Source organism: Mesorhizobium sp. M1399, assembly GCF_040317735.1.
Taxonomy (GTDB): domain Bacteria; phylum Pseudomonadota; class Alphaproteobacteria; order Rhizobiales; family Rhizobiaceae; genus Mesorhizobium.
The window spans coordinates 13,994-27,561 of the sequence record NZ_JAMYKZ010000033.1; the positions used below are offsets into that span (position 1 = coordinate 13,994).

A 13,568-nucleotide genomic window follows, 5' to 3' on the forward strand; every position below is an offset into this window, starting at 1 on the left:
CTGGCATAGACCCATGATGAAGAACGGCCCCCGAATCATCACCGTCGCCAACCAGAAGGGTGGCGTCGGCAAGACGACGACGGCCATCAATCTGGCCACCGCGCTGGCCGCCATAGGCGAACAGGTGCTGATCGTCGATCTCGATCCGCAGGGCAACGCCAGCACCGGGCTTGGCATCGACCGGCGCGACCGCACCGTCTCCTCCTATGATGTGCTGACCGGCGAACTCGACCTGGAAGCGGCGGCGATCCCGACGGCGGTGCCCGGCCTGTCGATCGTGCCGTCGACGCTCGATCTGCTCGGCATCGAGATGGAAATCGCCTCGGCGCCGGACCGGGTGCTGCGGCTGCGCAACGCGCTGCGGGCTTCGGCCGAGCGCTCGGCCAATTTCGGCTATGTGCTGATCGATTGCCCGCCTTCGCTCAATCTGCTGACGCTGAATTCGATGGCTGCGGCCGATTCGGTGCTGGTACCGCTGCAGTGTGAATTCTTCGCGCTGGAGGGCCTGAGCCAGCTGTTGGAGACGGTCGAGCAGGTGCGCCGTTCAATCAACCCCGATCTGACGATCCAGGGCATCGTGCTGACGATGTTCGACGGGCGCAACAATCTCGCCAACCAGGTGGTGCAGGATGTACGGGCGCATATGGGCGACAAGGTCTATGAAACCGTCATCCCGCGCAATGTCCGCGTTTCCGAGGCGCCGTCCTATGGCAAGCCGGCGATTCTCTACGACCTCAAATGCTCGGGCAGCCAGGCCTATCTGCAGCTTGCTTCCGAAGTGATCCGCCGCGAGCGCAAATTGCGTGCCGCCTAACAGTAGCCAACAAGCGATTCGATACCGAAACGATCTGGACGGACGATGAACGAAGACCCTTCGAGAAAGAGACTGGGCCGGGGATTGGCGGCCCTGATCGGCGAAATCGATCGCCCGGCGGCACCGGAAAAGCCGGGGCTGGCGGCCGACGGCAAGGTGCCGATCGAGTTCCTCAGCCCTAACCCGAAAAACCCGCGGCGGCATTTTGGCGACGCCGACCTGACCGACCTCGCCCAGTCGATCCGCGAACACGGCGTGGTGCAGCCGGTGGTGGCGCGGCCGTCGAAAACCCAAACGGGCCGCTACGAGATTATCGCCGGCGAGCGTCGTTGGCGTGCGGCGCAACGCGCCGGGCTGACCGAAATCCCGATCATTGTGCGCGATGTCAACGATCGCACGGCGCTCGAACTGGCGATCATCGAAAACGTCCAGCGCACCGACCTCAACCCGGTCGAGGAAGCGCTGGGCTACCAGCAGCTGATTGACGACCACGGCTATACCCAGGCCGATCTCGGCCAGGTGATCGGCAAGAGCCGCAGCCATGTCGCCAACACGCTGAGGCTGCTCAAGCTGCCCGACGTCATTCGCGACATGCTGGTCGATGGGGCGCTGTCGGCCGGCCACGCCCGTACCTTGGTGACGGCCGACGACCCGGCCGGGCTCGCCAAGCGGATCATCGATGAGGGGCTTTCGGTGCGCCAGGCCGAGGCGCTGGCGCAGATGCCGGTCGGCGCGCCGGCGGCAAAACGCCAACCCGCCGCACCGCCGCAAAAGGATGCCGACACACTGGCGCTGGAGCGGCAGATGACCAGTACGATCGGCATGATCGTCACGATCGAGCACAACCAGCGCGGCGGCGTGATCAGCGTCGCCTACCGGACGCTGGAGCAGCTTGACGAGCTTTGCCGAAGGCTGAAGCGGGAGTAGGTAGGTTGCCAAAATGCCCGGGATCTTTAGCCGGCAAATAAATTTTTGTCCTAAGACTTGGCAGTTCCGTCTTCTAATAGGAGAACAACCGCGCCGGTGATTGGCGAAATCGCTCGAAGTGGTTAATCTCCCCCCTTGAGGGGGAGGTGGCCGGCAGGCCAGAAGGGGTCGTCTCACATCAAGCGCCCACGTCGTCTGTCGTCGCGGAAGGCGCTGGCGTTCCACGCGCTGTGACCCCTCTGTCGCCTCGGCGACATCTCCCCCTCAAGGGGGGAGCTCAGGTGCGCTGCGCCAGCCTTGCGCTTTCCACGGCAATGCCGAGCAGCGCCTGCCGTGCCAGCGCGATCGACAGATCGGGCCGCCGGCGCGTTTGCAGCACCGCCGTCTGCAAGCGGGTCAGGGCGCGGCCGAGCGCCTCGCTGCTCCAGCGTTCGAGGGCTTTCTCGACCAGCTTGCGCCTGGAGAAAAACACCGGCGGGCGCGCCGCGGCTACGACCGAAGCGGCATTGCGGCCGCCGGCGTCCATCAGGCCGCGCATCGCCTGGATCGTCTGCAACTGCCGCATCGCCGATGAAAGCACCAGGAAGGGCTGGCCGCCAGACTGGCAATGGCGGGTGAAGGCGCTGTCGAAGTCGGCGATCCTGCCTTCGAGCAGGGCGTCGACGGCCGCATCGAAGGAGAGGCCGGAGACATCGCCGGATGTCGCCTTGACGTCGTCGAGGCCGATTTCGGCCTGGCCATGCGCATAAAGCACCAGCTTTTCGATCTCGCCGCGCGAGGCCAGCCGGTCGCCGCCAAGGTTGCGGCGCAGCGCCTGCCGCGCCTCCAGCGTCATCGACATGCCAGCCTTGCGCAGTTCGTCGTCGATGACCGTGTCAATGTCCCTGGCCTCATCGGCGTAGCAAGGCAGAGCCATGGCATTGTCCGCCGCCTCCACCACGCCGCGCAGGCCGACGCCCTTCTTCAGGTCACCGGCCTCGATCAGGATAATGGCATCGCGCGGCGGCTCGGCGGTCAGCGCCCTGACGTCGTCGGCAAGCGCCTTCTGAGCGCCGGCATTGCGCACCCATAGCAGGCGCCGCTCCGAAAACATCGGCACGGTGTGCGCCTCGTCGAGCAGGCGGCCCTCGTCGCGATCGACCTCCGATCCGTCCAGCCTGACCACCGAGAACGGATCGTCGAGCGGCAGGCCGGTCCTGGCGGCAAAGGCCTTTGCCCGCTCGGCGACCAGCCCGCGATCGGGACCGTAAAGCAGCACGATCGAGACGCGCGGATCCGGCTTCGCGAGCCATGAATCGACCTCGTATGCTTTCTTCTGTGCCATGGTGTTGTGGTTAGCATGGCGAGAGCTCCGGGTGAACCACAGGCGCCGGCCTGCTAGTTCTTGTCCTCGGGGGATTGCAGGATGCTATCAGGCTTGAACGAAGTATCGGCAGCACCGAGGCGTTCATAGTCCGTCATTGCCGCGTCAAGCGATTTGCCTTTCTCGACCGACCACAAAGTCACTGAGGCCAGATAATTTGTGAAGGCGTTCTGCTCTCTTCCGAAAATGGCGGCCAAACGCGAGTCGTTTTGGAAAATGCGATCGAGTTCCTGTTTGATTGCAACGTCATTCTTCGCCAGCGACCGTATAGCCCATACAGCCGATGCCACCGTCATCACACGCATCATGTCTTTTGATGCCTGGCTCTTGGGGCACCCATATTTCCGGCATGCAGCGACAATCATGATATTCTCGGGGCGACCTGGAGCCACCGCACCCGCGAATTTCCCCATAACAAGGCCGATGCAGATTGCGTCCGCCGCGATGCCGTCACGGCTGGTTCGAAGATTTCCCAGAATATGATCTCCCAGAATATGATCTATGTAGGACAAGTCTCCTGTCGCCATATAGGCGCCAAGCAGCAGATCATTGTCCAACGGGACAAAGAGGGGTGTCAACGTTTTCAAAGGCATGGCACCGGGGGATGCTGCATCCTCCAGCTTTCGGCTCGACGCGAAACGCCGCGCTTCGTCCGTGAGACCAGCCTTGTGCAGAGCGGCCAGATAAAGGTCAGCCGCGCGATCGGAGGGCACGCCATCCAGCAGTTTTCGTCGCATCTCCGGCGAGCCGTCGAACAATGCAGCGAAAAACCCGGTTATCTTTCCGTTTTCAGCGCTGGACGGAGCTTGATCCAAGGTTGTGATAAGCCGGTCAATGCAGGCAGCATCCCTCGTGCGATAGTACGTGCCGATGCAATCGTCCGACTGAGCGAAAGCTGGTCGACCGGATCCAACCAGAAAAGCTACAATCGCCAAAGCGACGACGGCCCTCGATCTGCCTTGCATTCCCGCCTCTCTCACAACGATGCCGTCAGGATAAGGTCCTGAATGGTAGGCGCAACTTGAATCGCTGGATGTGCGGGCTCGTCAAAGGCAAGCTCACCCCGGGACATATCGTCTGTTGCGGCAATCGTCGGCAAATTTCTGCTAAGTTGCGTGCTGCCGTCCAACATCGACAAGAAATTTCGCAGACACATCTTCATCTTGTGCGCGGCAGGCTGCATCGGCGGGAGCCGAAGGACCGAAGCCCTGCCCGACGAATTGGCACTGGTCCGGCGGTGTGCAAATATCGCGCCGGGCAACAGTGGAGGACCGAGATCATGGCCGATGCCGGAATGTTGCGCTTCCATGTTCCGGAGCCGGAGGTGCGGCCGGGCGGCACGCCGGATTTTTCAGACGTGACCATCCCCAAGGCCGGCTCGGTGCCGCGCCCCGAGATCGACGTCGATCCGCGCACCATCCGCGATCTGGCGTTCTCGATCATTCGTGTGCTCAACCGCGCCGGCGAGGCGGTCGGGCCGTGGGCCGGCCTGCTTTCCGACGAGGAACTGCTGGAAGGGTTGCGCCATATGGTGACGCTGCGCAGCTTCGATGCGCGCATGCAGATGGCGCAGCGCCAGGGCAAGACCTCCTTCTACATGCAGCATCTCGGCGAAGAGGCGGTGAGCTGCGCCTTCCGCAAGGCGCTGGCGCCGGGCGACATGAATTTTCCGACCTATCGGCAGGCCGGCCTGCTCATCGCCGACGGCTATCCGATGGTCACGATGATGAACCAGATCTATTCGAACGAGGCCGATCCGCTGAAGGGCCGGCAGCTGCCGATCATGTATTCGTCGAAAGAGCACGGCTTCTTCTCGATCTCCGGCAATCTGGCGACGCAGTACATCCAGGCGGTCGGCTGGGCGATGGCTTCGGCGATCAGCAATGACCAGAAGATCGCCGCCGCCTGGATCGGCGACGGCTCGACCGCCGAGTCCGACTTCCATTCGGCGCTGGTGTTCGCCTCGACCTACAAGGCGCCGGTCGTGCTCAACGTCGTCAACAACCAGTGGGCGATTTCGACCTTCCAGGGGATCGCCCGGGGCGGCTCCGGCACTTTTGCTGCCCGCGGACTGGGCTTCGGCATCCCGTCGCTGCGCGTCGACGGCAACGACTATCTCGCCGTCCATGCGGTGGCCAAATGGGCGGCGGAGCGGGCGCGCAACAATCTCGGGCCGACGCTGGTCGAATATGTCACTTACCGCGTCGGCGCCCATTCCAGCTCCGATGACCCGTCGGCCTACCGGCCGAAGGCCGAGTCCGACGCGTGGCCGCTCGGCGACCCGATCGTCAGGCTGAAGAACCACCTCATCCAGCGCGGCGTCTGGTCGGACGAACGCCACGCCCAGGCCGAGGCGGAAATCCTCGACACGGTGATTTCGGCGCAGCGGGAGGCCGAGCGCCACGGCACGCTGCATGCCGGCGGCAAGCCCTCGGCGCGCGATATGTTCGAGGGCGTCTATGCCGAGATGCCGCCGCACCTCAGGCGCCAGCGCCAGCAGGCGGGAGTCTAACCATGCCGCGACGGACCATGATCGAGGCAATCCGCGACGCCATGGACGTGTCGATGGCGCGCGACGAGCGTGTCATCGTCTTCGGCGAAGATGTCGGCTTCTTCGGCGGCGTCTTCCGCTGTACGCAAGGCCTGCAGGCGAAATACGGCAAGAGCCGCTGCTTCGATGCGCCGATCAGCGAATCCGGCATTGTCGGCGCGGCCATCGGCATGGCCGCCTACGGGCTGAAGCCTTGCGTCGAGGTGCAGTTTGCCGACTATGTTTATCCGGCCTATGACCAGATCGTCTCGGAAGCGGCGCGGCTGCGCTATCGATCGAACGGCGACTTCACCTGCCCGATCGTGGTCAGGATGCCCACCGGCGGCGGCATTTTTGGTGGCCAGACCCACAGCCAGAGCCCGGAGGCGCTGTTCACCCACGTCTCCGGGCTGAAAGTCGTGGTGCCCTCGAACCCGCATGACGCCAAGGGCTTGCTGATCGCCGCGATAGAGGATCCCGACCCAGTGATCTTCCTGGAACCGAAGCGGCTTTATAACGGACCCTTCGACGGTCATCACGAGCGGCCGGTAACACCATGGTCGAAACACGAGCTTGGCGAAGTCGCCGACGGCCATTACACGGTGCCGCTCGGCAAGGCGGTGATCCGCAGACAGGGCGCTGCGGTCACCGTACTTGCCTACGGCACGATGGTCTATGTCGCCCAGGCGGCGGCCGAGGAGACCGGCATCGATGCCGAGATCATCGATCTGAGAACGCTGCTGCCGCTCGACCTCGAGACGATCGTCGCCTCGGTCAGCAAGACCGGGCGCTGCGTGGTCGTGCACGAGGCGACGCTGACATCGGGGTTCGGCGCCGAACTTTCGGCGCTGGTTCAGGAGAACTGCTTCCACCATCTGGAGGCGCCGGTGGCGCGGGTCACCGGCTGGGACACGCCCTATCCGCATGCGCAGGAGTGGGACTATTTTCCCGGTCCTGTGCGGCTAGGCCGCGCGCTCGTCGAAACGATGGAAGCCTGAGGGGGAAGACGATGGGCGAATATGTCATCAAGCTACCCGATGTCGGTGAAGGCGTCGCCGAGGCCGAGCTGGTCGAATGGCAGGTCAAGGTCGGCGATCTCGTGCGCGAGGACGCCGTGCTGGCCGCTGTGATGACCGACAAGGCAACGGTCGAGATTCCCTCGCCCGTCGATGGTGAGATCCTCTGGCTGGGTGCGGAGATCGGCGACACGGTGGCGATCGGCTCGCCCATCGTGCGCCTGAAGGTGGCCGGCGAGGGTAACGTCAAGCCGCCACGGGACGTTGAGGCGGGCGCCAAGCGTACCCCCACCCCTAACCTTGCCGGGGCGAGCCACGGGTCTCGCCCGTCCTTCGGACCCCCACAAGGGGGAGGGGGACGAGCTTCGGCTCCCAAGGCCGACGCCAAACCAGTCCCACCTCCGTCAGGAAGCGCTTCTGTGCGCGAAAGTGAGCCGGCAACGGAATTCCCCTCCGGCGGGGGTACTGCGCCGATCTCCGGCGCGCGGCGTCCGGAGGGCGAAAAGCCGCTGGCCTCGCCGGCCGTCCGCCTCAGGGCGAAAGAGGCCGGCATCGACCTGCGGCAAATTGTGGGGAGCGGCCCGGCCGGCCGTATCCAGCATGAGGACATCGAAGCTTTCCTGGCGCGCGGACCCGGGCCCGCCAAGATCTCCGGGCTTGTCCGCAACGAGGCGGTCGAGGATATCAAAATAGTCGGGCTCAGGCGAAAGATCGCCGAGAAGATGACGCTGGCCAAATCGCGCATCCCGCACATCACCTATGTCGAAGAGATCGACGTCACCGCGCTCGAGGATTTGCGCGCCGCGCTCAACAAGGAGAAGCGGCCGGGCGCGGACAGGCCGAAGCTGACGCTGCTGCCGTTTCTGATGCGGGCGATGGTCAAGGCGATCGCCGACCAGCCAAACCTCAACGCGCTGTTCGACGACGACGCGGGCATAATCCACCAGCATGGCGGGGTCCATATCGGCATCGCCGCGCAGACCCCGTCGGGGCTGGTGGTGCCGGTGGTCAAGCACGCCGAGGCGCGCGACATCTGGGATTGCGCAGCCGAGGTTGTCAGGCTGGCTGAGGCGGCAAAATCCGGCACGGCGACGCGCGACGAGCTCTCTGGATCGACCATCACCATCACTTCGCTCGGGGCCATGGGCGGTGTGGCGACGACGCCTGTGATCAATCATCCGGAAGTGGCGATCCTCGGCGTCAACAAGATGATGATGCGGCCGGTGTGGGACGGCACCCAGTTCATCCCGCGCAAGATGATGAACCTGTCCTCCAGCTTCGACCACCGCGTCATCGACGGCTGGGAAGTCGCGGTGTTCATTCAACGGATCAAGACGCTGCTGGAAACGCCAGCGCTGATTTTTGTGGATTGAGGAGATGAACAGAGGATCGCAGGGGCGCAGGATGAGAGCAGTAGCGATCCTTCGCGCCCCCCTCTGCCCTACCGGGCATCTCCCCCTCAAGGGGGGAGATTGGCCGTCATCCCGCCTTTCGCCAATCTCCAGCTTTGCAGGACTAAGCCGAGCGCGAAAGCTGCCAATCTCCCCCCTTGAGGGGGAGATGACAGAGGGGGGCGCTGTCCCGCCGGCTCGTCGAACTAAGGTGCCATGATGAAGGAAATCTCCTGCAAGCTGCTCGTCATCGGCGCCGGTCCCGGCGGCTATGTCTGCGCCATCCGCGCCGGGCAGCTTGGCATCGACACGGTTATCGTCGAGTTCGGTAAACCGGGCGGCACCTGTCTCAATGTCGGCTGCATCCCGTCCAAGGCGCTGATCCATGCGGCCGAAGAGTTCGAAAAGGCGTCGCACTTGGCCGGCGGCAAGAGCCCGCTCGGCATTTCAATCGCAACACCATCGATTGATCTCGAAACGACCATCGCCTGGAAGGACGGCATTGTTAGCCGGCTTAACAGCGGCGTTGCCGGCCTGTTGAAGAAGGCCGGGGTCAAGACCGTGCACGGCTGGGCGAAATTCCGTGACGGCAAGACCGTCGAGGTCCAGACCGAAACCGGGATGCAGGTGGTCCGCGCCGAGACGGTGGTGATCGCCACGGGCTCGGCGTCGGTCGAATTGCCGTCGCTGCCCTTCGGTGGCCTGGTGATCTCGTCCACCGAAGCGCTGGCGCTGAGCGAAGTGCCGGAAAGGCTTGCCGTCGTCGGTGGCGGCTACATCGGGCTGGAGCTCGGCATCGCCTTCGCGAAGATGGGCGCCAGGGTGACCGTGGTCGAGGCTTTGCCGCGCATACTGGCGCAATATGATGCCGAACTGACCCGGCCGGTCGTGAAGCGGCTCGCCGAGCTCGGTATCGAGGTGCTTGTGGGCGCCAAGGCCAAGGGGTTGTCGACCAAGGGCGATGCGCTGCTGGTCGAGACGAAGGACGGCAAGAATGCCAAGATCGTTGCCGACAGGATTCTGGTCACCGTCGGGCGCAAGCCGGTGGTCGAAGACTGGGGGCTGGAGCAGATCGATCTCGACATGGCGGGAAAATTCATCCGCATCGACGACCAGTGCCGCACCTCGATGCGCGGCATCTTTGCCGTTGGCGACGTCACCGGCGAGCCGATGCTGGCGCACCGGGCGATGGCGCAAGGCGAAATGGTCGCCGAGATCGTCGCCGGCCACAAGTGCAGCTGGGACAAACGCTGCATTCCCGCTATCTGCTTCACCGATCCGGAGCTGATCACCGCAGGCCTGTCGCCGGAGGAGGCAAAGGGGCTCGGCGGCGAAATCAAGGTCGGATTGTTCCCCTTCGCCGCCAATGGCCGGGCGATGACGAAGATGGGTGAGGAGGGCTTTGTCCGGGTCGTTGCCCGCGCCGACAACCATCTGGTGCTCGGCATCCAGGCGGTCGGCCAAGGCGTGTCGGAACTGTCGACGGCCTTCGGCCTGGCCCTGGAAATGGGCGCGCGTCTGGAGGACATTGCCGGCACCATCCACGCCCACCCGACGCAAGGGGAGGGTTTTCAGGAAGCGGCGCTGAAGGCGCTCGGGCGGGCGGTGCATATTTGAGGGCAGGGTGATCTCTCCTCTTGAGGGCGAGATAGCCGGCAGGCCAGAGGGGGTCGGTTCGACTGGATTCGACCTCCCTTACGACAGTCGGAGGTTGGCGCTCTACGCGAGGCGACCCCCTCTGTCGCCTTCGCCGACATCTCCCCCCTCAAGGGGGGGAGATTACGCAGCTCAACCCGCCAGTCGGCTAACCATCTCGTGCTGCGCGTAGGCGCGGCCGAAGCGGTTGGCCAGGAAGGCGTCGAGCGCGATGTCCTCCTGCTTGATGAAGCCCTTTGCCGGCAAGGTGCCATCGGCCAGCATATCGAGCACGGCGCAGATGGCGGAGGCAGTGGTGATCTGGATGGCGCTGCGTACCGTATCGCCGACACGCCTGGCGTAGATCTTGTTGGCGTAGGTCTCCTGCAGCAGGCGGCCATTCTTGCGGCCGCTGACGGTGACGAAGACGATGACGACGTCCTGCAGCGTCGCCGGCAGGGCGCTTTCGAAAATGTCCTTCAGCACGTCGCGGCGGTGGCGCAGGCCGAGGTCGTTGAGCAGCGCCTTCATGATCGCGGCGTGGCCGGGGTAGCGGATGGTGCGGTAGTTCAGCGTCCGCACCTTGCCTTTCAGCGTTTCGGCCAGCGTGCCCAGCCCGCCCGAGGTGTTGAATGCCTCGTAGGTGACGCCGTCGAGCGAGAATTCTTCACGCTCCTCCAGCGGCGGCACTTCGACCAGCTCGCCTTCGACGATCGCCTCACAAGGCTCGCAATATTCGTTGATGACGCCGTCGGTGCTCCAGGTCAGATTGTAGTTCAGCGCATTCGACGGGTATTGCGGCAGCGCGCCAACCCGCATGCGCACGCTTTCCAGCGTGTCGAAGCGGCTGGCGAGATCGTTGGCGACGATCGAGATGAAGCCCGGCGCCAGCCCGCATTGCGGGATGAAGGCGCTGTTGCCGGAGCGCGCCAATTCCTTGACGCGCCTGGTGCTGACGACGTCCTCTGTCAGATCGAGATAGTGCACGCCGGCGCTGGCCGCCGCTTCGGCGATGCGCGTGGTCAGATGGAAGGGCGCAGCGCTGAGCACCGCGAACTTGCCGGCCAGGGCGGCTTCGAGGGTGCCGACGGCCTCGATGTCGAGTTCCAGCGTCTCTACGCCGGCCGGCAGTTCGGCCGCGCCGAGCTGTGTGGCCGAGCGGTCGGCGAGGGTGACATGATAGTCGCCCGTGGAAGCCAGCATCTCGGCTATGGTCGAGCCGATCTTGCCGGCGCCGACGACGATGATTTCCTTCATGACCGGTCCCTCGCACCAATGTTAAATAGACGGCTAGAATCGCAGCTTGCCTGTCGAAAGGAAGAGTAGGATTGTGCAAAACGCAGTCTCTGTTTGACCAATACGCCGGCAAGGTTCGTCGAAATGCTTAGTGATGCCGACCAGGCGCTGCTTTCCCTGCTGCGCATCAATGCACGCGCCTCGACCGCCGAACTGGCGCGGCGGCTGGGCGTCTCACGGACGACGGTGCAGAGCCGGATCGAGCGGCTGGAGCAGCGCGGCATCATCACCGGCTACGGCGTCAGGCTTTCGCCGGATTACGAACAGGGACTGGTGCGGGCGCATGTCCTGCTCACCGTCACGCCCAAGCTTGCCGACAAGGTGGTGCGCAGCCTGCAGTCGCTCCCGCCGGTGCGGACGCTGCATTCGGTGAGCGGCAATTTCGACATGATCGTCATCGTCGAGGCGCCGTCGATCAGGGATCTCGACACGCTTCTCGACCAGATCGGCGCCATGGACGGGGTCGAGCGGACGTCGTCGTCGATCATCCTGTCGACGCGAATCGATCGCTGAGCGGGCTGGCGTCGCGGGTCAAGACGCTGGCGGGACAGCGCCCCCCTCTGCCCTGCCGGGCATCTCCCCCCACTTGGGGGGAGATCGGCAGCTTCGCTGGCAGCGCACCTTTTGCAAGGTCGGTGGTTGGCGAAATCAGTGATGACGGCCAATCTCCCTCCTAGTGGGGGAGATGCCAAGTAGTGGGAAAGAGGGCAGGACAGAGGGGGGCGCGAAGGGTCACCGAGCGTGGTGACCAAGCTGGCGCTCCCGCAGCAAAGCGATATAGCTTCCAAAATGTTGGATGAGAACCGCGGTGGCAGGCATAAGGGCGGTCACGCAAGATTTCCAGAGGAGGCCTCCTTGCCCAAGCAGTGTTTCGGAAAATCCCATGTGCCGTTGTCGCCGGCGGTCAGGGCCGGCGATTTCGTCTATGTCTCCGGCCAGGTGCCGGTCGGCAGCGACGGGCTGGTGGTCAAGGGCGGCATCGCCGAGCAGACCGAACAGGTGCTGTCGAACATCAAGGCGGCACTGGCGCTGGCCGGCTGCACGCTGGACGACGTGGTCAAGACCACGGTCTGGCTCGAGGACGCGCGCGATTTCGGCATCTTCAACACCGTCTATGCCCGGCATTTCCCGAAAGACCCGCCGGCACGCACGACGGTGGAGTCTCGGCTCATGATCGACATCAAGATCGAGGTCGAAGCCGTCGCCTACAGGCCGGCCTGACGGAAAAGCGGAGACAGGCGCAATGCAATTCGATCTCCTGATAAAAGGCGGCCGCCTCATCGATCCGGCGTCCGGCCTCGACGCACAACGCGATCTGGCGATTGTGGACGGCCGTATCGCGGCTATCGACGCCGAAATCCCCTTCGAGCGTGCCGCCCGCGTCATCGACGCCACGGGCTCCATCGTCGCGCCGGGCCTGATCGACCTGCACAGCCATGTCTATTGGGGCGGCACCTCGCTCGGCGTCGATGCCGACCGGCTCGCCGCAAAGAGCGGCACGACCACCTTCATCGATGCCGGAAGTGCCGGCGCCGGCAATTTCCTCGGCTTTCGCCGCCACGTCATAGAGCGCTCGAAAGTCCGCATCCTGGCCTACGTCAACATTTCCTTTGCCGGCATATTCGGCTTCTCGCAGACCGTGGCGGTCGGCGAGTGCAGCGACCTCCGGCTCTGCGAACCGCGCGAAACGGTGGCGGCGGCGCGCGAGCACGCGGACGTGGTTGTCGGTGTCAAGGTCCGTTCGGGTCGCCATGCCGGTGGCACCAGCGGCATCGCGCCGGTCGATCTCGCGCTCGAAGCCGCCGACAAGGCCGGCCTGCCGCTGATGGCGCATATAGACGAGCCGCCGCCCGGCCGCTCGGAAGTGCTGCCGCGGCTGCGCAAGGGCGACATCCTCACCCACTGCTTCCGGCCGTTTCCCAACGCGCCGGTCTTCGCCTCGGGGGCGGTGCGGCCGGATATGCGGCTGGCGCGCGAGCGCGGCGTCATCTTCGACATCGGCCACGGCATGGGCTCGTTCGATTTCGAGGTGGCCAAAGCGATGCTCAGCGAGGGTCTGGCGCCGGACGTGATCAGCAGCGACGTGCATCTCTACTGCGTCGACGGGCCGGCCTTCGACATCCTGGTCTGCATGTCGAAACTGCTGGCGCTCGGCATGCCACTGGTCGAGGTGCTGCGCGCCGCAACGCAGCGGCCAGCGGAAGCGATCGCCAGGCCAGATCTCGGCAGGCTGGCGATTGGCGTGGTCGGTGACGTCGCGGTGCTGCGTCTGCGTCCAGGCCACTTCACCTTTGTCGATTCGGTCGGCGCCTCGCTGGTCGCCGAGCAAAGGCTGGTCTCGGCCGGCATCGTGGTCGGCGGCACCTGGTGGCCGAACGAGGCGGTGGACGATCTCGGCGAGACCGAACGCTTCGAAGCGCATGCGCACGACACGCATGTCGAGGTGGCGAGCCGGCATTTCGGGCGTAGCCACGATTGACGGCGATGTGGCTCCCCTTCTCCCCTTGTGGGCCTGTTGCGTAATTCGCTGATTGTGATTCTCTGAGGTGGACGGTCTGAGGGAATCGCGATGGCAGTGAAGCAGACGGGCCAGTTG

At 64.5% G+C, this 13,568-nt stretch carries 12 protein-coding genes; 9 read left to right on the plus strand and 3 right to left on the minus strand.

Going from position 1 to position 13,568, the window contains the following annotated elements:
* Positions 1 to 13 precede the first annotated feature (13 nt).
* Both NKH05_RS31280 and NKH05_RS31285 read left to right on the plus strand, forming a co-directional pair.
* Complete coding sequence (locus tag NKH05_RS31280) at positions 14 to 814, plus strand: ParA family protein (protein WP_084642633.1); 801 nt, start codon at positions 14 to 16, stop codon at positions 812 to 814.
* Between the two features lie 45 nt (positions 815 to 859).
* Positions 860 to 1,741: a ParB/RepB/Spo0J family partition protein gene (locus NKH05_RS31285; RefSeq protein ID WP_023718749.1), complete on the plus strand. Its 882-nt coding sequence runs from the start codon at positions 860 to 862 to the stop codon at positions 1,739 to 1,741.
* A gap of 277 nt (positions 1,742 to 2,018) precedes the next feature.
* Here the strand turns inward: NKH05_RS31285 and holA are convergent, their stop codons facing one another.
* Positions 2,019 to 3,065: a DNA polymerase III subunit delta gene (holA, locus tag NKH05_RS31290; protein WP_352815942.1), complete on the minus strand. Its 1,047-nt coding sequence runs from the start codon at positions 3,063 to 3,065 to the stop codon at positions 2,019 to 2,021.
* Positions 3,066 to 3,118: 53 nt separating this feature from the next.
* The gene (locus tag NKH05_RS31295) at positions 3,119 to 4,069 is read right to left on the minus strand and encodes a hypothetical protein (RefSeq protein ID WP_352856608.1); all 951 of its coding nucleotides are present in this window, start codon (positions 4,067 to 4,069) and stop codon (positions 3,119 to 3,121) included.
* Between the two features lie 314 nt (positions 4,070 to 4,383).
* On the opposite strand from NKH05_RS31295, the gene NKH05_RS31300 reads away from it, so the two are divergent.
* The 4 genes from NKH05_RS31300 to lpdA all read left to right on the plus strand — a co-directional run bounded on the left by NKH05_RS31300 (position 4,384) and on the right by lpdA (position 9,658).
* On the plus strand, positions 4,384 to 5,616 hold the full coding sequence (locus NKH05_RS31300) for a 3-methyl-2-oxobutanoate dehydrogenase (2-methylpropanoyl-transferring) subunit alpha (protein ID WP_023718744.1): 1,233 nt from the start codon (positions 4,384 to 4,386) through the stop codon (positions 5,614 to 5,616).
* A gap of 2 nt (positions 5,617 to 5,618) precedes the next feature.
* Positions 5,619 to 6,632 (plus strand): alpha-ketoacid dehydrogenase subunit beta, encoded by a 1,014-nt coding sequence (locus NKH05_RS31305; RefSeq protein ID WP_352496005.1) that lies wholly within the window; start codon positions 5,619 to 5,621, stop codon positions 6,630 to 6,632.
* Positions 6,633 to 6,643: 11 nt separating this feature from the next.
* Positions 6,644 to 8,023 carry a dihydrolipoamide acetyltransferase family protein gene (locus NKH05_RS31310; RefSeq protein ID WP_353026924.1) on the plus strand — a complete coding sequence of 460 codons (1,380 nt, stop codon included), beginning with the start codon at positions 6,644 to 6,646 and terminating at the stop codon, positions 8,021 to 8,023.
* Between the two features lie 237 nt (positions 8,024 to 8,260).
* Entirely contained in the window at positions 8,261 to 9,658 is a 1,398-nt protein-coding gene (gene lpdA, locus NKH05_RS31315) for a dihydrolipoyl dehydrogenase (protein WP_353026927.1), read from the plus strand.
* Between the two features lie 171 nt (positions 9,659 to 9,829).
* On the opposite strand, the gene NKH05_RS31320 is transcribed toward lpdA, so the two are convergent.
* Complete coding sequence (locus NKH05_RS31320) at positions 9,830 to 10,933, minus strand: saccharopine dehydrogenase family protein (RefSeq protein WP_023718740.1); 1,104 nt, start codon at positions 10,931 to 10,933, stop codon at positions 9,830 to 9,832.
* Between the two features lie 123 nt (positions 10,934 to 11,056).
* Between NKH05_RS31320 and NKH05_RS31325 the strand changes: the two genes are divergently transcribed.
* The 3 genes from NKH05_RS31325 to NKH05_RS31335 all read left to right on the plus strand — a co-directional run bounded on the left by NKH05_RS31325 (position 11,057) and on the right by NKH05_RS31335 (position 13,451).
* Complete coding sequence (locus NKH05_RS31325) at positions 11,057 to 11,485, plus strand: Lrp/AsnC family transcriptional regulator (protein ID WP_023718739.1); 429 nt, start codon at positions 11,057 to 11,059, stop codon at positions 11,483 to 11,485.
* Between the two features lie 342 nt (positions 11,486 to 11,827).
* Positions 11,828 to 12,193 carry a RidA family protein gene (locus NKH05_RS31330; RefSeq protein WP_023718738.1) on the plus strand — a complete coding sequence of 122 codons (366 nt, stop codon included), beginning with the start codon at positions 11,828 to 11,830 and terminating at the stop codon, positions 12,191 to 12,193.
* A gap of 22 nt (positions 12,194 to 12,215) precedes the next feature.
* Positions 12,216 to 13,451 (plus strand): amidohydrolase/deacetylase family metallohydrolase, encoded by a 1,236-nt coding sequence (locus tag NKH05_RS31335; RefSeq protein ID WP_352856606.1) that lies wholly within the window; start codon positions 12,216 to 12,218, stop codon positions 13,449 to 13,451.
* Positions 13,452 to 13,568 lie beyond the last annotated feature (117 nt).

Bases quoted from the DNA above. Each gene is read 5' to 3' on its own strand.
- NKH05_RS31280 (WP_084642633.1), top strand. From the start codon at position 14: ATGATGAAGAACGGCCCCCGAATCATCACCGTCGCCAACCAGAAGGGT.
- NKH05_RS31285 (WP_023718749.1), top strand. From the start codon at position 860: ATGAACGAAGACCCTTCGAGAAAGAGACTGGGCCGGGGATTGGCGGCC.
- holA (WP_352815942.1), bottom strand. From the start codon at position 3,065: ATGGCACAGAAGAAAGCATACGAGGTCGATTCATGGCTCGCGAAGCCG.
- NKH05_RS31295 (WP_352856608.1), bottom strand. From the start codon at position 4,069: ATGCAAGGCAGATCGAGGGCCGTCGTCGCTTTGGCGATTGTAGCTTTT.
- NKH05_RS31300 (WP_023718744.1), top strand. From the start codon at position 4,384: ATGGCCGATGCCGGAATGTTGCGCTTCCATGTTCCGGAGCCGGAGGTG.
- NKH05_RS31305 (WP_352496005.1), top strand. From the start codon at position 5,619: ATGCCGCGACGGACCATGATCGAGGCAATCCGCGACGCCATGGACGTG.
- NKH05_RS31310 (WP_353026924.1), top strand. From the start codon at position 6,644: ATGGGCGAATATGTCATCAAGCTACCCGATGTCGGTGAAGGCGTCGCC.
- lpdA (WP_353026927.1), top strand. From the start codon at position 8,261: ATGAAGGAAATCTCCTGCAAGCTGCTCGTCATCGGCGCCGGTCCCGGC.
- NKH05_RS31320 (WP_023718740.1), bottom strand. From the start codon at position 10,933: ATGAAGGAAATCATCGTCGTCGGCGCCGGCAAGATCGGCTCGACCATA.
- NKH05_RS31325 (WP_023718739.1), top strand. From the start codon at position 11,057: ATGCTTAGTGATGCCGACCAGGCGCTGCTTTCCCTGCTGCGCATCAAT.
- NKH05_RS31335 (WP_352856606.1), top strand. From the start codon at position 12,216: ATGCAATTCGATCTCCTGATAAAAGGCGGCCGCCTCATCGATCCGGCG.